Origin of the sequence: Mucilaginibacter sp. L3T2-6, from assembly GCF_030519355.1 — a bacterium.
Taxonomy (GTDB): Bacteria; Bacteroidota; Bacteroidia; order Sphingobacteriales; family Sphingobacteriaceae; genus Mucilaginibacter.
Map to the genome: position 1 here is coordinate 229,974 of NZ_JAUMKC010000002.1, position 18,322 is coordinate 248,295.

Below are 18,322 nucleotides of genomic sequence, written 5' to 3' on the forward strand. Positions count from 1 at the left end.
CGGCTTCATGAATGATGATGGTGCAATTTACTTTTTTGCAGCATCATCCAGGCATTTTTGCAGCACCTGCGCAAATTTTTTATCATTAGGGGCCTTAAAAATGGTGTTGTGTTCGCCGGGAATAGGATGGATGTTCACGCCTTTCAGTGCATAGGGTTTCCAGCCAAGATATTCAAAGTCATCCATGTAGAAGGTTTTGGTTTCTGCACGGAATACTTCTACCGCAATATCATATGGCTTTAACTGATAACGCCTTTCAGCCAGGTTGTTCATCTCATCTATCTTATTAGAATAGCCGAAGAACCCTTCCTGTTTTTGCTCTTTACCATATCTCAGCCTCCACCAGATACGTTTAGCACGGCGATTGAGCGCCGTTTTTTTGTCGGCGAAGGTCTCTTTGATACCTCCCTGAGACGACAAAGCATATTTGATTTTGTCTTTAAAAAACCGGGCACGTTTAGCCATTTTGATTAAATACGGATCGTGGTGTGGCGAGCGGTATGCATAAGTATCAAACATTGCGAGCACTTTTACTTCCTTACCCATGGCTTCAAGTTGCCTGGCCATTTCGTAAGCAATTATACCGCCGAATGAATAACCCGCCAAAGCATAAGGCCCGGCTGGGTTTTGCTTCATGATGGAATCGATATAATGCGCGGCGATCTCTTCAATGCTGCCCAGTGGTTCTTCTACGCCATCGAGGCCTTTGGCCTGCAGGCCATAAACTGGCTGGTCGTCGTCCATATGCATGGCAAGCGTATTGAACAGCAATACATTTAACCCCGCGCCATGTACCATGTAAAGCGGCATTTTGGTGCCTTTGGGTTTAATAGGTACCAGCGAATCCCATGTAATAGACTTGCCGTCCATTTCAAGCATCAGGGCCAGCTTTTCAACTGTCGATGTTTCAAACAGAGCGGCCAGCGGCAGGCGTTTGCCAGTTTCTTTTTCTATGCGGGTCATTACCTGCACGGCAATAAGCGAATGTCCGCCAAGCTCAAAGAAATTATCGAACACACTAATTTTTTCAATGCCGAGATATTCGGTCCAAATATCGGCTACCATTTTCTCCACATCCGTACGCGGCGACTGGTACCCCAAGCCTGCATCAACCCTTGATACGCCTACCTTGCCTAAAGCTTTTTTGTCAACCTTACCATTAGGTGTTAAAGGCATTTCCGTTAGAAAGACAAAGTTGTCCGGTATCATATAATCCGGCAGCGAATCTTTTAATCTTTCTTTCCAGGCCTGCGTCTGGGTAGTTTCATTTTCAACTCCCGGGGCTACTACAAATGCTACCAGTTTATCAATTCCGAAACTGTCTGGTTTTGCAAGTACCACAGCCTCCTTAACACCGGCGGTGTTCACCAATTGGTATTCAATTTCGCCGGTTTCTATGCGGTAGCCGCGGATCTTTACCTGCGCATCTACCCGGCCAAGGCATTCTATTTCACCGTCAGGCAAAAAACGGCCAAGGTCGCCCGTGTTGTACATTTTAGCCCCGGGAGTGTTTACAAACGGATCACTTATAAACTTTTCGTCGGTAAGTTCCGGGCGGTTAAGATAGCCTGCTGCGACACCCTCGCCTCCGATATAGATTTCACCGGGAATCCCGGGCCCTAATGGCTTTAAAAATTTATCGAGGATATAGATGGAAGTATTGTCAATCGGCCGGCCAATAGTAATCTTGCCTGCATCGTTAACTTGTTTAACAGTAGACCAGATGGTAGTTTCTGTTGGTCCATAAACGTTCCAGAGGGAACCCGCAGCGTGCAATATCCTTTCAGCCAGTTCTGCAGGCAATGCTTCACCGCCGCAAATGGCTTTTATCGGGGATGATTTATCCCAGCCAGCCTCGAGCATAATGCGCCAGGTATAAGGAGTAGCCTGCATAACGGTAGCTTTTTCCGTCTTGATAATATCCAATAAAGCCCGCCCGTCTTTGGCTGTGGCAGCATCAACCAATACTATCTCAGCGCCGGTCAGTAGTGGTAAAAATAGTTCCAGCCCGGCAATATCAAAGCTGATAGTAGTTACCGCTACCAGTTTGTCGTCGGCGGTTATGCCCGGTTCACGCTGCATACTGTACAGGAAATTTACCAAACTGTGCTGGTAAATCTGCACGCCTTTTGGCATACCTGTGGAGCCTGAAGTATAAAGAATATATACCAGGTCATTTCCGTTCAACGCAACTTGGGGATCGCTGCCTGGGTATTTATCGATATTAGTCCATTCATCTTCCAGTACTAACTCTTTTGCTTTTGATTCGTATTTGCCTTTATAGCTTTGCGAGGTAATTAAAACAACCGCCTGCGAATCTTCCAGCATGTAATTGATACGATTGACGGGGAAGATCGGATCGAGCGGTATATAAACACCGCCGGCTTTCATAATCGCCAGCATGGTGATCACCATTTCGGCGCAACGGTCCATTGAGAAAGCAACCTTATCACCTTTATTTACGCCACTTTTAATCAATATAGCCGCTAATTGGTTAGCGCGCTGGTCTAGTTCTTTATAGGATATTTTCTGTTGACCAAAGGTAATGGCTATCTTATCAGGAGTTTTTAAAACCTGCTTGGTGATCAAAGTATGCAGGGGCGTATCGTCGGGATAAGGACAACCGGTGTCATTCCACCGTGCATATAACGAATTTACCTCTGCCGAATCCAGCGTTTGTATTTTACCGATCTGAACATCCGGATTTTTTACCACTTCCTGTAAAAGAAACTCAAAGCTGTCCATCATTTTTTTGATGGTGGCTGGTTGGAATAGCTGGGTATTGTAAGACCATTCCAGCGTTGGCGCTTCTTCGTGGCCGGCAATGTTCAGGAATATCTCAAAATTTTCGTATTCGCGCGGGTTGCTAATGAGCTTGTGATGCAACTGATAAAATTCCACATCGTCATCCAAACCCATATCGATATTAAACATCACGGGTACGAGTGGCAGCCTTGAAGGATCGCGGGGAATACTTAATTTTTTAAGCAGGCTGCCAAAGGTGTATAGCTGGTGGTCATAAGCGTCAAGTACTTCGCTGCGGCGCTGTTTCAGGTATGCCGCAAATGAAAGATTGCTTTTAGGGTAGCTGCGCAAAGCCAGCAGGTTAACGCAGTGCCCAACCAAACGGTAATTCTCGGTGGCGGGCTGCCCGGCGGCAGGCAAGCCTACAATAATTTCTTCCTGGCCGGTAAGTTGTTTTAAAAGAACTTCGAAGGCTACAAGCAGTGTGGTAACCAGGCTCACACCGTTGGCTTTCGCCAGTTTTTTCACATTGTTCGCCAGGGCGCCGTCAAGTACAAGGTCCTGGCGATGGCTTTTATAGGTACGAAGCGGGGGGCGTGGAAAATCAGTCGGAATATCCAGCAAATGACCGCTGCCCATAAATTGATCAAGCCAGTAGCGTTCAGTTTCTTTGTTCAGTCCGCTCTCGTTTTGCACCATCAGGTCAAGAGAATACTGGCTGAATAAAGGGGGGGCAGGCAATTTAATACTTTCACCCTTTGCGTAAGCCGAGTACAATTTGCTCAAATCCTGCATCATGATACCTATCGACCAGCCGTCACAAATAATGTGGTGAGCAACAAAAGTCAGCAGGTGTTCGTTTTCAGTTAGCTTAAAAATTGCAGCTTTGAATAAGGGCCCGGTAACCAGGTTAAACGGCGTCATCGCTATCTGCCTGTTGTAGTCTTCTACAAAGCCCTTTTTTTCTTCGCTGGTTGCGGAGGCCAGGTCCTTATAGTCAATATCCAGCACCAGGTCTTTATATACGCAAATATTTTTTCCATCAGCGCTAAAGCATGTCCGGAGCGCTTCGTGCATTTTTACCAGTTCCTGCAAAGCGCGCATCATGACATTTACATTGAACAAGCCGGTCAGCAAAAGGGAGAAACACTCGTTATAAGCGCAATTTGCCGGCGTACCGCCAATCAGGCACGATGTCCATATTTCAACCTGCGGTTCGGTAGCCGGGGCAATTAAAGCAATTTCCGGCCCGGCAAATGGGTCAAACTCTACAGGAGTGGTTTCAATCATAACGGTTTCCAAGCTGATTATTTTACTTGTAAATATTTGCCGGGGTTGTTGCTGTCAACTATAAACCATCCTGGGTTACCGTCCTTATCGCGGCCAAGCCTTGCACCGGGATATGGAGCTTCCATAAATGGATTAAATTCTTCTTTGGGTGCCTCAGCTTTTTTAGAAGGAAAGAAACCGGATTCTATCAACTCATCTACGCTTTCCCGGAAGGCCGCAATGATAGCATCAACCTCGTCCTTTGTATGCGAAGCGGTAAGGAAGCAGGGAAAAAGGTCCCAGATATGGATGCCTTTGTTGCGCATCAATGTGAACAGCAGTTCGCCATAAGGCAGTTCTTCTTTGAATTTGATCTTCCATAAAGAACCGAATGATGGCGCATATAATGGAATGCCTGTGCTCTCACAGATCGCATTCAATTCGCCGGCTAAGTAAGCGGTAAGCTTGTTTAAGCCTTCCTGAAGGGCGGGGCCCTGATCTTTCATGTATTGTAAAGAAGCTTTCGCAGCGGCCAGCGCTAATGGGTGCCTTACAAAGGTACCGGCAAAGTAAGTAACTCCGGCCTCAGGCTGTGAGTCATCACCATATTGCCAGGTACCACCGTCAAGGGCGTCCATGTATTTTTTGATACCCGCAATGGCGCCTATAGGCATACCTCCGCCTATTACCTTGCCATAAGTGCCCAGGTCGGCCTTAATGCCGAACATTGCCTGCGCACCGCCAGGATGCATGCGGAAGCCTGTTATCACTTCATCAAATATCAGGCAGGCGCCTGATTGCTCGGTTATCTGCCTTACTTTTTTCAGGAAGTCGATAGGATGAAAGTCCGGCCTTCGGCTTTGCACGGGCTCAACTAATACGGCAGCCAGCTCATGTGCACGCTCTGCTATGATGCGCAGCGACTCCTCGGTACCGTAATCCAGTATCAGCATATTTTGCACCACTTCCGGCATAATTCCCGGAGCGGCAGGAATGGTTTTTAATTTCCTGGTTCCACGAACAATAACCTCGTCGTTAATGCCATGGTATGAGCCGCTAAACGCAACCATCAGCGTGCGGCCGGTAACTGTTCTGGCGATGCGCATAGCGCCTAATACCGCCTCAGAGCCCGTATTGCATACCGCTGCGCGATCGAAGTTGGTGAACTCAGCAATCATCCGGCAAACGTCACCGGCTAATACATGCTGAGGGCCAATTTCGTAACCATTTTCAACTTGTTCTAAAACTGCCTTTTTTAATACATCAACCTGGTAACCCAAAAAGTTCGAGCCGAACCCGTTCAGTGCGTCAACATATTCATTGCCGTCAATATCCCAAACACGGCTGCCTTTTGAGCGGTTAACCACAAGCGGGTAAACAATCTCTTTAGTTAATGGCCGGAAGCCGCTTACTACACGTGGATCTGCCATGTGATCGCGATGCTCCTGTGTGTAAGCCTTGCTGCCTGGGGTTTTATCGTTATAGCTTTTGGTCAAATCGGCCAGGAATTTGGTTTGCTTATCGCTTAATCCCTGTACTTGTTTTTCGATGCGGGCTGTAGCTCCGAACGGCTTTTTAACCTCAACCTGTTCTTCGGCGGTAAGTTCGTAAACTATACCGTTTTTGGCAGCCGGTGCTTCGGGAGCTGGCGCCACGGGTACAGGTGCAACCTGCACAGGGGCAGGAGCCGCAGCTTGTGGGGCGGCAGTTTGCATCATAGCCAACTGGCTGGCCAGCATTTGTATCTGTTGCTGAATCATATCCAGGGCCGGATTAGTATTAGAAGCGGCTACCGGTGCAGAAGCTGCTACGTTATTATAAACGGGCTGGTACGCTGATGCGGCAGCGGGTTGGGACTGATATGCATTTGCTGGCAAAACAGTATCGAGATACGCGGCCAACGAGTTAATTGTATTATATTCTTCGAATAGTTTCCTGAATGTGATAGGAACATTAAACTCCTTTTTAAGATTGGTGGCAATTTGGGTCAGTAAAAGTGAATCGAATCCAATCTCGATAAAATTCGTATGGATTGATGCGCCCTCAATTTCAATTCCGGAGGCATCTTCAAATAGTTCCTTCAACTTACCGGTTAGTAGTTCTTTTCTCATCAGCGAGTTTTGTAATGGTTTTTGGTCTTGTTCTTTTTGTATCGGTGCTACCGACATCGGTTCGGTAATTATTTTGTGTTGTTGTATCCCGTTAACCGGAAGCGGGGCGTCAAGCCAGTAACGTTTTTTATCAAATGCGTACGCAGGTAAGTTTAGCTTTAAGCGCTGCTGACCATGATAAAGTGCTTTCCAATCAGGCGCTAAACCATTCAGCCATAACGTACCCAACGCCCTTAATACGGAATAATACTCAGTAAGTGTTTCATTTTTTTCAAATCCTGGTATAACCGGTGTGTTTTTTTTGCTGATCTGTTGTTTTGCGAGTGTCGCAAGTACGGTCCCGGGGCCTACTTCAAGCAGTAGCCTGCCATCCTCTTCCTGCAAAGTATCCACGGCTGCAGCAAAGCGAACTGTCTTCCGCAGGTGGTTTGCCCAGTATTGCGGGTTGGTTGCTTCGGCTTCAGTCATCCAGGTGCCGGTAACGGTTGAGACAATCGGTTTTACCGGCGGATTCAGCTTGACTGATTTTGCCACTTCCTCAAACGGCGAAACAATGCTATCCATCATCGCCGAATGGAAGGCATGGCTGGTGTGCAATAACCTGCCCGGGATTTCCATTTTCTCTAATTGGGCCGCAAATGCGGCCACCCCATCATCCGGACCGGCAACCACGCAAAGCTTATTGCTATTCACAGCAGCTATTGATAAACCGGCCGGTAATATGGCCTGAAGCTTTTCTGCATCGGCACGTACTGAAAGCATGCTGCCTTTGGCAACCTCGCTCACCATTTTGGCACGGGTTGATATCAGCATCAATGCATCTTTCAGGCTGAAAATACCTGCAAAATGTGCAGCCACAAACTCGCCGATGCTATGCCCGGTAACTACCGACGGCTGTATCCCCCAGCTCATCCACAATTTGGCCATGGCATACTCCATTATGAATATAGCCGGCTGAGTATAGAAGGTGTTTTTTATTTCTGCGGCCGATGCTTCATCTTCAATTTGCGGATAAATGACATGGAATATATTTTTTTGCGGCGAGTCCTGCAGCAGGGCTATACACTCATCTACGGCGGCAGCAAATACAGGCTCTGTATCATACAAATCCTTGCCCATATTGATATACTGTGAACCCTGGCCGGGGAACATGAATACTACCTCCGTAATGTTCGAGGTAAGATTTTTTACCGATAATGATTCGGCAGGGGCCTTAAGTTTTGCCAGCAATTCAGCCGAATTTGCTGCGATGACAAACCTGCGATGGTTAAAATCGGTACGGGTATTTTGCAGGGTAGCCGCTATGTCTGCAGCGCTAACCTGGGAATTATCTTCGATAAAGCCAGCCAGCTTTTGCGCATAGACATTAGTGCTGGTCTCGGTTTTGGCCGACCATGTAATTAAACTGAGGGGCTTGGGTTCACCTGTTTGCATAGGTATCTGCTCAAACTCCTCTAAAATAATATGAACGTTAGTGCCGCCCACACCAAAAGAACTAACACCTGCACGGCGTTTCTCCGCAGCTTCCCAATTTTTCAGCGCATTGTTTACAAAAAACGGACTTTCCGTTAAGTTAATGTTGGGATTGGTTTGTTGATAAAATAACGAAGGAACAAGCTTCCGATGTTGTAAGGAAAGTACCGTCTTTATCAAACCTGCTACGCCGGAAGCTGCCGTTAGATGCCCAAAATTGCTTTTTACCGAACCAATAGCGCAATACTGTTTTTGTTCCTGTATGCCGAATGCAAGATTAAGTCCCTCAATTTCTATCGGGTCGCCAAGCGGGGTAGCCGTGCCGTGTGCCTCTATGTAAGTTATGGTTGATGCATTCACACCTGCGTCGTTCAATGCCATGGCGATGGCGCCGGCCTGCCCCTGTGCGCTTGGGCCGCCAAAGCTGCCTTTATCAGCGCCGTCGTTATTAATGCCGATGCCTTTAATAATGGCATAAATGGTATCGCCGTCGCGCTCGGCGTCTTCACGGCTTTTTAAAAGTACAACGCCTGCGCCGTCGCTGAATACCGTGCCTGTTGCCTCTGCGTCAAACGGGCGGCAATGACCATCTTTACTCATAATTGAACCTTCCTCGTACAAATGCCCGCTTTTTATAGGCGAGGTAACCGAGGCGGCGCCCGCTAAAGCAACGTCGCATTGTCCGTCGCGAATGGCGCTGACCGCCTGTGCGATGGCCAGCGACGAAGTTGAACAGGCTGAATACACAGCAACAGCAGGGCCTTTCAAGTTAAGCTGGTAAGCGGTACGAGTCGCTATATAATCTTTCTCATTCAGCGTGCGCACGTTGAATTGACCGTATTGATCAACTTTCTCCGGGTGAGCCAATACGTTATGGGTAAAATAAGTATTGTACCCGCATCCCGCAAATACACCTACCGAACCACTGTATTTCTGTGGCAGGTAACCCGTAGTTTCCAACGCTTCCCAGGCTATTTCTAAAAATACCCGCTGCTGCGGATCCATTAGCTCCGCCGAACGGGGGTTGAAACCAAAAAAGGCCGCGTCGAATTCATCAGCACCGCTAATGACGCCCCTTGCTTTAACATAAGCAGAGTCCTGTTTGAGCAGTGGCGAGATCGATTTATCCAGTTCAGCATCGCTGAAAAAGCTGGTCCCTTCGCGGCCTTCGATCAATAAATCCCAGAATTCATCGATGTTATTTGCACCGGGAAAACGGCCAGCCATGCCGATGATGGCTATATCGCTATTAGCCTTTTTGTCTTTATCTTTTTTGAAAGTGAATGATGCCTGCTTACTATCGCCACCAATGAAGCCTGCCATGCCGCCAACTGTGGGGAATTGATAGAGCTTAGTGATAGGTATCTCGTAGCCAAATCGGTTTTTCAATACCGATACCGTTTTCATAGCCAATATCGAGTTTCCGCCGAGCAGGAAAAAATTATCATCCATCCCAACCTTATCCAGCAGCAACAATTCAACCCATACGTTACTGATGTTTTTTTCAATGATGGTTGATGGCGCCTTATAAAGCACACTCAATTCCGGGCGTTTAATATCGGGCTTTGGCAGAGCTTTGCGGTCAACCTTTCCGCTGGTAGTTTTCGGGAATCCGGTAACCCAAACATAGGCGGAAGGCCACATAAAATCGGGCAGGTGTTGTTCGATGTGTTTGCGGACAGCGTCGCTGTCTTCAATGTCGTTAGCCGAAATCATATAAGCCACCAGGCGTTTTTGTCCCGGCACATCTTCCCGCGCAATCACAACAGCCTGTTTAATGTTGTCCAGTTGGTTGATTAATACCTCAATTTCACCAATTTCAACCCGGTTACCGCGGATTTTCACCTGCGTATCCCTGCGGCCGAGGTATTCTATATTACCGTCGGGAAGGTAGCGCGCCAAATCTCCCGTGCGATATATGCGGGTAATTTTATCTGCCGATTCTTTCCATTCAACAAATTTTTCCGCAGTCATATCCGGGCGGTTCAGATAGCCGTCGGCAAGGCTTACGCCTGCAACGCACAACTCGCCGGTTTCGCCATAAGGAAGCTTATTTAATTCCTCATCAAGGATAAGGATTTCAGTTTCATCGATAGGGATGCCTATGTTCGGAAGCGGCTGCCATTGGGCCGGGTCACCATCAAGTTTTAATTGTGTAACCACATGGGTTTCAGTAGGCCCATACTGGTTAAACAGAACGCAACCGGGCAAAGCTGAAAAGAAACGAACGACCTGCGGGGTTACTTTTAGTTGCTCTCCGGCCGTTATCACTTCTTGCAAACAGGCAGGAAAATATTTTTCAGCATCCGCCGCTTCAGTCAAATACTGAAGCACAACAAACGGCAAAAAGATACGATTAACTGAATAATCCGAAATATAGCGGAGCAGGCGGCTCGGGTCCACCCGCATATCCTCATCAACCAAAACCAAGGTGCCGCCGGTGGTTAAAGTTGCAAAAATCTCCTGAAAAGATACATCGAAAGTAAGCGGAGCAAACTGCAGTGTATTGACTCCGGGACCAGATATCGACTCTTTTTGCTGCCATTGCAATAAATTAGCTAAAGCAGCGTGTCCCATTGATACGCCTTTGGGTGTACCGGTTGAGCCAGAAGTATATAAAACGTAGCATGCCGATTTACTTTCGGCTATGCTTTCAGTATTTTTCGGATATGGTTTATCAGATGCTAAAACACTTATACCCAGCGATTCAAATAAATCTTTCTGCGCAGAAAGCGATAAACACAAATCGATTTTTGAGTCGGTAGCAATCTGCTGTAAACGTTCCTTCGGATATTCAGGGTCGAGCGGCAAATAAGATTTGCCTGATTTTAAGATCGCCAAAACACTAACAATAGTTTCAATGGCGCGATGCGTGCTTACACCCGCATTTAATGAATCAGGCGAAGCCGCAAGAATTGCTCCAGCAAGGTTATCGGCCTTTTCCGCAAGCCCTGCATAAGTAAGGGTTGTGTCACCGAAAATAATGGCTGCGGCGTCAGGAGTTTTATTTTTTTGCAGCTCAAATAGTTGATGTATCAGCAAATTGTTCATCGTTTCTTTTCTGCACTTCGGTTACGGGTGTACAAAAGTTAATTAACCAGGGGTGATAAATTCTACTTAAAACTATTATTCGATAAGCAAATTTATAAATACAGGGGTAACCAATTCTACTTAAAAAATAATTACGATGTTATACGGGAGGCTTACAGATTTAGTTATGAGTTTTGTAAAGTATTAAAACATTGCTGGTTATACTTTTATGAAACATATCACCTTCAAAGCAGTTAATAAAGACTTTAATGCCTCCTGAATGTTTTCAATATCTTTGTCCGCGATGTTAAAAAAATACCTGCTCATTTTTCCCCTCTTTTTATTTTCCAGCCTCGCAGCGCGGGCAAATTTTGTATACGATGCTACCTGTATCGATGCCTACAAAGCCATTCTTAGCTTGCGGATGAATGAGGCACGGCAACTCATCGCCAAGGAAAAACAACTTAACCCGGCCAATGGCATTGTGGTGCTGCTGGAAAACTATATAGATTATTTCAGTCTGCTGGCATCTGAAAGTAAGAGCGATTACGAAAAGCTGAAGGACAGAAAGTCAGAGAGGATATCTGCACTGGAAGAGAACGATAAAAATTCCCCCTTTTATTTGTTCTCGCAAGCAGAAATTTACCTGCAATGGTCATTTCTGAAAGCTAAGTTTGGTGATTATATGTCGTCGGGCTCAGATGCTAAGAGTGCAAACAGTCTACTGAAAGACAACAGCAAAAGGTTCCCCAACTTTTTACCCAATAAAAAGAGCCTGGCGCTGGTGAATATTATTTTTGGTAATATACCAGCAAATTTTAAATGGATAGCCGGGATGATGGGAATGAAAGGTAATGCACAATATGGCGTTAATCAATTGCTTGAGCTTAAGAAAGAGCTGCCCGATTCCAGCTTTAGTTTTTATAATGACGAGGTAATCTGGTTTTTATGTATCACCGAAATCAATGTGCTGCGCAGTAAAAACAGCTTTGATAAACTGATAGGGTACCTCGATGGTATGGATAACAACAGCATGTTAAAAGCATACTTGCAAGGCTATGTTTCATCAAAAACTGCACATAACGATGAAACTATCAGGTTTTTAGAAGCTGCCCCAAAGTCAAACCGGTATATTAATGTGCCTCCCATGTACTATATGCTGGGGAATGCCTTGCTTAATCGCCTTGATAAGGATACCCCTGTAGCATTGGGTAAATATGTGAATGAATACCGGGGCACAGCTTATATCAAAGACGCTTATGTTAAGTTAGCTTACTTCTTCTTGCTGCAGAACGACTCCGACCGGTATAATGCCTACATGAAGCTGGCCCGCACAAAAGGCACTACCACCGACCCCAAAGATAAGATCGCATTGCGCGAGGCCAGTGAGCCCCGGCCGGACATCGATTTGCTTAAAGCGCGGCTGTACTTCGACGGTGGATATTACAGCAAAGCTATGGCACAACTGGCCAACAAGGACGTAAACGGGCTTAAACTAACCCGCGATAAAATTCAATACTATTATTATTTGGGGCGGATAAATGACAAGATTAATAAAAACTATGAAGCTGTGTTAAACTATCAAAAGGCAATAGCCATTGGTAAGGAGACCAGTTACTATTACGCTGCAAATGCCGCGTTGATGATCGGCAATATTTACGGGGAAATAAAAGAGAACCAGAAGGCAGCCTATTATTATCACCAGGCGCTTGATATGAGATCGCATGATTATCAAACAGATATAGATAACGATGCGAAAGCAGGGTTGAAAAGAGTAGGGCAGTAAATAGCCGGTTTTAATTTAATAACAATGCAGGCTCGCTAAGGTCCTGATATTTGTTGGAAAAAATCCCAACGATATCAGTGCTCCGTAGGTGCGCAACATGGCATGCGGGGTCACGCGCCTACGGAGCGCGCCCTATTGCGATTCAATTTTCTGTCGATATTTTGCTCCTAAGGGAGGATTTGGAAATTTGTGGCACGGCAAATAAAACAAAAAAATTATTTAATCAATAAGTCAAATTTCCCTCTTCATGCGTGAATCGCACAATCTTTCGCATACTTTGTAAATGATGGGCGTTTATGTTTTTCTTTAGCGCTTCAAAATCAAAATTGTTATTGGTTCCGCAATCCAGCATATTCATATAAGCCGAGGGTTTAGTGCTTTCGTAATATTCAAGAATGGTACTGTTCCATATCATCTGGCAATTACCTTTAAGGCGGGTAACTATTTCATAGATCCCATCTTTAAATTCAATCTGACGGATATGCTGCGACTCAAGATTGCCCTGGGGATAATAAAGCAGGATATTGCCCGGTGTGCTGAGTACTTCTGCAGCGTAGTCAAGGCTCTCGTCTATTGAACGCTTACCAGGTTCTACAGAAAATGATCCGCAGTACTTTAACCACCAGTTTTTCTCCATCTGCTTTTTTAGCGACATGGTGTACAGGCCCTTTAGTTTCTGTTGCTTGTCGATGTGCTTAAAGGCCACATAGTACGAAAAAAATCCATCTAAAAAGCCAAAATGGTTGCACATCAGGATGTACGAATGGTTGGGCTTGATATCGATTGGATCGATAATCATCTTGTTGAAGCGCCGCCTGAAAAACCACATCAGCATGGCAGAGCCATATTTAATAACAGGCAAAGGGAGTGGTTTTGCTTTAATTATCATAGCAGCGATTCTGTTAGCCGGGTCACAAAATTCTTCTTTATCATTTCATGACCTTCATCAAGCACTATTACTTTGGCGTGTTTTACTTTAGCGATGAAATCCTTCCCAATACCAGGCGGAAAAGATTTGTCGCGTTTGCCAAATATAAAAATGCTTTTGATGTTTTGGTGATTCAATGCGTGCAGCAGCCGTGGTTCGTCGGTTTCAAAAGTGCGCAGGTAGGTAAAGCAGGCGTAAAAATTATAGCGTAATTCTTCGGTACCTATTTCGCCAAATAGGATTTTGTAAGCTTCCGCATCAATTATTCTTAACCCTCTGAAGGTTTTTAGCATCCTGACTAAAAAGGTTTTATTCAGCGCCATTTTCTCTAATATCTTATTACCGGCTTTGCCCTTGCTGAAAAATGGTATCAGTTTGCCAGGATTTAAAGAGGAAGGGGCTGCTATTATAAATTCATCGATCAAATGCGGGAGCTCTTCGGTAACAACACTGGCATAGTGGGTACCCATTGAATAGCCGATAATTGAAAAACGCCCGATACCTTCATATTTGCAAAACTCCAGAATCAATTCTGCAAATTGTTTTTTTGTGATGCCTTTTTTAACAGCAGGAAGGCTTTGATCCTTAAGCCTGGTCTGTTTATGAAAAAAAAGGTCGAAGCCAATAAAGGTGTATGCATCGCCCAGCGCAGGCTCCAGCAGCTTAAACTGCTTACCATGCATGCCATAACCATGAAAGCCCAGCATCACTTTTGGGCCATTGCCAAATTTGTAATAATGTAGCGTAACCCAATCATTTTCAAAATAATGGTCGGTCATTTTATGGTTATTGGATATTTTCGATAAACGCGATTGCCCAGGCATAATCACCATCATGCGAGATGGTTAATGCGATATCAAATTTAGCGCCTTGCCTGTGTAAAACTACAACAGGGCGGCCAACTGGCTTATCCCGCAATATCTCTATCTTTTTAGGTCCTAATGCTGAGGGATCGACCTGTTTAATAGCTTTATAAACAGCTTCTTTGGCCGCCCAGGTAGACGCATAGCGCAGCAGCGGGTTTTCAAATTGATTGCAATAAGCTATTTCATTAGCGGTATAAACTTTGTTTTTGAACGATTCCGTAAATGATTCTTCGAAATCGGGGATAAACACGATGTCGTTCCCGGCTGAAAATCGTTGGGGCAGCAGTTCATTTATCGCTTTTTTAATTTCCTTCTCCATCAACCCCTAATCCCATAATATTAAAGCCACCGTCTACATAGTGGATATTGCCGGTGACTTTTTTTGATAAATCCGAGAAGTAATATAATGCAGCGTCGCCTACATCACCGGCATCTATGTTGCCCAATGGTGCAGTGAACTTACCCATCTTTCTTAATTTACGTACCCCGAAAATACCGCCAGAAGACGTGGTCATCACCAGGCCGGCCGAAATGGCATTTACACGGGCACTTTTTTCGCCCCGGAAATAACTGGCCAGGTAAATCATTATATTTTCAAGGGCCGCCTTGCAAATGGCCATGCCGGCATAACCAGGGAATACCCTTTGCGAAGCATTATATGTAAGCGTTAATATGGAAGCATTTTTTGCCAGCAACGGTTCGGCAACGCGGCAAATGCGAAGCAACGAATAAGCGCTGATATTAAAGGCATCCATAAAATCCTCAAATGGGATATCGATGTACGATGGCGCCGGTTCGTTGCTTCCGGGCAGGCTATAGCACATTACCGACTGACTGCCAAAAGCTACGCCATGCAGTAAATAATTTATAGGTCCGGCAATTTGATGAACCAGTTTTAAAAATGCAGAAATATCATCCTCATTGCGAACATCGGCCAAACCTGCAAGGGCGGTATCCATGCCGTTTTGCTCCATCAGGTATAAAACCTCGTCCTTAGTATCGGCAACGTAGCTTAATGCCACCGTGCAGCCCGAACGATGCAATTTAACAGCTATATCCCACGCAATGGAACTTTCATTCCGCACCCCGAAAACTGCGGCTACCTTATTTTTATTATCAATCATTATATGTCCCTCGAGATTGCCATTGCGCTGTTAGTACCGCCAAAACCATAATTCAGGCAAACAATCTGGTTAATTTCTTTCGCTACTATATCCTGCGAGATCAAATGACGGTATTCTGCGGCGGGTTTCATCGGCCCATTCCAGCCTGGTTTTTGCTGAAAGTTCTCCAACTCAGTGTTCAGGTTGTCAGAATTTTTATTCGCCAATACTTTTTGGTTTTTAAGCATCAGCAGGGCGGTAATAAACTCAACCGAACCCGCAGCACCGAGCATATGCCCGAACTGTGATTTGGGCGCACAGATGCTGTACCCGTTTTCACCTATCGACTCTACTACGCTAACCAGCTCGATAATGTCGCCCACCGGAGTTGCTGTACCGTGTACTTTTACTACATCAGGTTTTACATTACCGCCTGCCATTAATCCTCTCCAAAGTCTGCGCTGCCCATCGTACGATGGATAAAACATATTGCCGTCTCCGTCGGAATTGTTGAAATATTCATCGATAACGGCAAGTATGTCAGCGCCGCGGGCCTTTGCCATTTCGTATTCTTCCAACGCAACAATGCCGGCGCCAAACGAACACACAAAGCCATTACGTTTAACATCGAACGGCCTTGAGCTTTCGGCAGGAGAGAAGCCCTTGCTTAAAACCTGCATGGCATCAAAGCCGATAAAAGTTTCCAGCGCCGTGCCTTCCACGCCGCCGCATATCGCCCTGTCCTGCAGTCCGAATTTTATCAGGCGATATGCGTAACCTATATTTCCCAAGCCGGTAGCGCATGCTGAAATGATAGATTCACAAACCCCTTTGTTTTTTATTAAACAGGAAACGTTTGCTGCTTCACGGTATGACATTGCCCTGTCTACCGTATGCGAGCCCGCCATCCTTGTTTTTTTACCCAACTCATAAAAAGCATGCCATGCATGGCGTGATACCACGTTGCCACCACCGCCCGACGCTATAACCACTCCGGTCTGTTCAGATTCGGTTTCTTCGGTGGTCCAGCCGGCCATTTTTATCGCTTCCAGCGCGCCAATCATTGCCCAAACGCAGCCCAAATCGGCGGTTGCCAGGTTCATGTCTGGTATTCTGCCTAAATGGTCTACGTAGGTTTCCGGCCATTCTGTTTCCGGAACCGGGTGAATGGCTTCCAGGTTCATTTCCTCTTCGGTGATATATCCTGCAACGGTCGAACGGATTTGTTTAGGATATTGCAGCGCCTTGGGCCATTCGCGTATCATGCTTTCGCCTGCAAATAGTTTTCTGTCAAAATCGTTCAAATCTTTACAGGTCGGAAAAGCTCCGCCCATGCCAACAACTGCTACTTTTCTGCCTGCTGCAATCATAGTTATTTATTTGCTCCGCGCTCTTTTACCATTATAATCAGGTCGATAACATCTTTTACCTTCGAACCCATACGATCGATGTCTTCATCCTCAAACTCGATGTCGAATTTTTGCTCAACCTTGGCAGCAATATTAATCAGCTCGGTTGATGGTGTATTCATATCTGTTAAAAAGTCGGTTTCTTCGGTAACGCCCTCCAGCCTGGCCGGGTCGATGGTGCGTACCGTCCGGAGTACTTCCAGTAAGCCATCGAGTATTTCTTTTCTTTCGTTTGAGTTTTCCATATTATGCTAGTTTGTTAAATTGTTCAATAAGGATGGCGCGGCCTGTAATATCATGCAGTTCGGCTACTTTTATAAAATCGCTGCTAATATCATAGTTTAATAGCCGTTCGTCTGTGAAGTCTTTAAAATAATGATCCAGGTTTAAGCCCTTTGGTACGCGGTATATGCGGCCATCGCACACCATTTGCCGCCATTTCCAAAATGTAATATTGCCGATGCTGATAAATGTATCGCCAAATTCAAGATAATTTTGAAAACTTACATTGCCGATGCTGATGAACGCCGGTACAAATGAATCTCTTAATACATCGGGCAGGCAACTTTGTTTGCGGCACTGCAGAAAAGTGGCGCAGGATACAATAGTAGCTTGTGCGAAAGCTTCCACCTGATCAACACCGCGAAACACATTAAAGTGATCCTCCACATCACGTTCTGTTGGGGAGTAGCTGGCTACAATGCCTTTATTTGGCGAGTGCCAGTGATAGGCGTTTACCAGCCGTTTGGTAGGGCCGTGAAGCAGCAAATTCGCCGGGTCGACGCCTACGAGGTTGCCGTTTTGAATAATGTCGAAATAGTCTGCTCTTTCTTTCGCTGTCATATTAAACCACCGTTAACATGAATATTTGTTCCGTTAATGTATGATGCCTTATCTGATAGGAGGAAAGCTACTGTATCCGCCACATCATCCGCCCTGCCAAACCGCTTAGCGGGTATCATATTAAAATATTTTTGCCTGATGGCTTCTGGAATTCCCGCCGTCATATCTGTTTCGATAAATCCCGGCGACACGCTCAATACCCTGATGCCATGTTCCGTATTGGTTGCCGCCGCCTCCTGCGCCAATGAGCGCGATAGTGCTGCCAGTCCTGCCTTTGTAGCCGCGTAAACCGACTGAAAAGCATTGCCGCTTTCGCCAACCACCGAGCTGATGTTGATAATGACCCCCTTTTGCGTGAGGCTGAACATTTTTATCACTGTTTTACAAATCAGGATAGGGGCTTTCAGGTTTACATTCAGCATGGCTTCTATTTCGCGTTCCGGCTGATAATTCAGGGGTTTATCGTAAGTAACGCCGGCATTATTGATCACGCCGTACAAGTCGCTGTGCTCTTTTTTTAGTCGTTTGCAGAAATTGTTGATAGCATCTGTGTCGGAGAAATCGGCACATAAAATATGGCTGCCAGGGATTTCTTCAGTGAAGCTTTCCGGTTTGGATGCATGTAAAACCAGCGTGTAATCACCCGACAGTTTTTTTGAAATGGCCAGTCCTAACCCTTTGCTGGCGCCGGTGACAAGTATTTTTTTTTTTTCCATCAGGTTGTTCAGCTTCAAATATAATTGATTAGCTGTTAGCGAA

The 18,322-nt window shown here is 45.7% G+C and carries 11 protein-coding genes; 1 reads left to right on the forward strand and 10 read right to left on the reverse strand.

What is annotated here, in order from left to right:
* Positions 1–27 precede the first annotated feature (27 nt).
* Positions 28–4,035, reverse strand: coding sequence for a non-ribosomal peptide synthetase (locus tag Q3W13_RS03375; protein ID WP_302861327.1), 4,008 nt, complete (start codon positions 4,033–4,035; stop codon positions 28–30).
* Positions 4,036–4,052: 17 nt separating this feature from the next.
* The gene (locus tag Q3W13_RS03380) at positions 4,053–10,649 is read right to left on the reverse strand and encodes a polyketide synthase (protein WP_302861330.1); all 6,597 of its coding nucleotides are present in this window, start codon (positions 10,647–10,649) and stop codon (positions 4,053–4,055) included.
* A gap of 283 nt (positions 10,650–10,932) precedes the next feature.
* Here Q3W13_RS03380 and Q3W13_RS03385 point away from each other — a divergent pair, with 283 nt between their 5' ends.
* On the forward strand, positions 10,933–12,414 hold the full coding sequence (locus Q3W13_RS03385; protein ID WP_302861332.1) for a lipopolysaccharide assembly protein LapB: 1,482 nt from the start codon (positions 10,933–10,935) through the stop codon (positions 12,412–12,414).
* Positions 12,415–12,637: 223 nt separating this feature from the next.
* On the opposite strand, the gene Q3W13_RS03390 is transcribed toward Q3W13_RS03385, so the two are convergent.
* From Q3W13_RS03390 to Q3W13_RS03425, 8 genes are read right to left on the reverse strand one after another with little or no spacing between them, the layout of a single operon-like run.
* A complete protein-coding gene (locus tag Q3W13_RS03390) occupies positions 12,638–13,303 on the reverse strand; it encodes a 1-acyl-sn-glycerol-3-phosphate acyltransferase (protein WP_302861334.1) in 666 nt (221 codons plus the stop codon).
* Positions 13,300–14,121, reverse strand: coding sequence for an alpha/beta fold hydrolase (locus Q3W13_RS03395; protein WP_302861335.1), 822 nt, complete (start codon positions 14,119–14,121; stop codon positions 13,300–13,302). The genes Q3W13_RS03390 and Q3W13_RS03395 overlap by 4 nt, the downstream gene beginning before the upstream one ends.
* Positions 14,122–14,128: 7 nt before the next feature.
* Positions 14,129–14,527 carry a holo-ACP synthase gene (locus tag Q3W13_RS03400; protein ID WP_302861337.1) on the reverse strand — a complete coding sequence of 133 codons (399 nt, stop codon included), beginning with the start codon at positions 14,525–14,527 and terminating at the stop codon, positions 14,129–14,131.
* The gene (locus tag Q3W13_RS03405) at positions 14,511–15,332 is read right to left on the reverse strand and encodes an enoyl-ACP reductase (protein WP_302861338.1); all 822 of its coding nucleotides are present in this window, start codon (positions 15,330–15,332) and stop codon (positions 14,511–14,513) included. The genes Q3W13_RS03400 and Q3W13_RS03405 overlap by 17 nt, the downstream gene beginning before the upstream one ends.
* Positions 15,332–16,681, reverse strand: a complete 1,350-nt coding sequence (locus Q3W13_RS03410) for a beta-ketoacyl synthase (RefSeq protein WP_302861340.1) — start codon at positions 16,679–16,681, stop codon at positions 15,332–15,334. The genes Q3W13_RS03405 and Q3W13_RS03410 overlap by 1 nt, the downstream gene beginning before the upstream one ends.
* A gap of 2 nt (positions 16,682–16,683) precedes the next feature.
* Positions 16,684–16,965 carry an acyl carrier protein gene (locus Q3W13_RS03415; RefSeq protein WP_302861341.1) on the reverse strand — a complete coding sequence of 94 codons (282 nt, stop codon included), beginning with the start codon at positions 16,963–16,965 and terminating at the stop codon, positions 16,684–16,686.
* A gap of 1 nt (position 16,966) precedes the next feature.
* Positions 16,967–17,563 (reverse strand): hypothetical protein, encoded by a 597-nt coding sequence (locus Q3W13_RS03420; RefSeq protein ID WP_302861342.1) that lies wholly within the window; start codon positions 17,561–17,563, stop codon positions 16,967–16,969.
* Entirely contained in the window at positions 17,560–18,279 is a 720-nt protein-coding gene (locus Q3W13_RS03425; RefSeq protein ID WP_302861343.1) for an SDR family NAD(P)-dependent oxidoreductase, read from the reverse strand. The genes Q3W13_RS03420 and Q3W13_RS03425 overlap by 4 nt, the downstream gene beginning before the upstream one ends.
* Between the last annotated feature and the right edge of the window lie 43 nt (positions 18,280–18,322).

What these genes read in the sequence shown, in the direction of transcription:
- Q3W13_RS03375 (WP_302861327.1), bottom strand. Translation starts at nt 4,035, where the DNA reads ATGATTGAAACCACTCCTGTAGAGTTTGACCCATTTGCCGGGCCGGAA.
- Q3W13_RS03380 (WP_302861330.1), bottom strand. Translation starts at nt 10,649, where the DNA reads ATGAACAATTTGCTGATACATCAACTATTTGAGCTGCAAAAAAATAAA.
- Q3W13_RS03385 (WP_302861332.1), top strand. Translation starts at nt 10,933, where the DNA reads ATGTTAAAAAAATACCTGCTCATTTTTCCCCTCTTTTTATTTTCCAGC.
- Q3W13_RS03390 (WP_302861334.1), bottom strand. Translation starts at nt 13,303, where the DNA reads ATGATAATTAAAGCAAAACCACTCCCTTTGCCTGTTATTAAATATGGC.
- Q3W13_RS03395 (WP_302861335.1), bottom strand. Translation starts at nt 14,121, where the DNA reads ATGACCGACCATTATTTTGAAAATGATTGGGTTACGCTACATTATTAC.
- Q3W13_RS03400 (WP_302861337.1), bottom strand. Translation starts at nt 14,527, where the DNA reads ATGGAGAAGGAAATTAAAAAAGCGATAAATGAACTGCTGCCCCAACGA.
- Q3W13_RS03405 (WP_302861338.1), bottom strand. Translation starts at nt 15,332, where the DNA reads ATGATTGATAATAAAAATAAGGTAGCCGCAGTTTTCGGGGTGCGGAAT.
- Q3W13_RS03410 (WP_302861340.1), bottom strand. Translation starts at nt 16,681, where the DNA reads ATGATTGCAGCAGGCAGAAAAGTAGCAGTTGTTGGCATGGGCGGAGCT.
- Q3W13_RS03415 (WP_302861341.1), bottom strand. Translation starts at nt 16,965, where the DNA reads ATGGAAAACTCAAACGAAAGAAAAGAAATACTCGATGGCTTACTGGAA.
- Q3W13_RS03420 (WP_302861342.1), bottom strand. Translation starts at nt 17,563, where the DNA reads ATGACAGCGAAAGAAAGAGCAGACTATTTCGACATTATTCAAAACGGC.
- Q3W13_RS03425 (WP_302861343.1), bottom strand. Translation starts at nt 18,279, where the DNA reads ATGGAAAAAAAAAAAATACTTGTCACCGGCGCCAGCAAAGGGTTAGGA.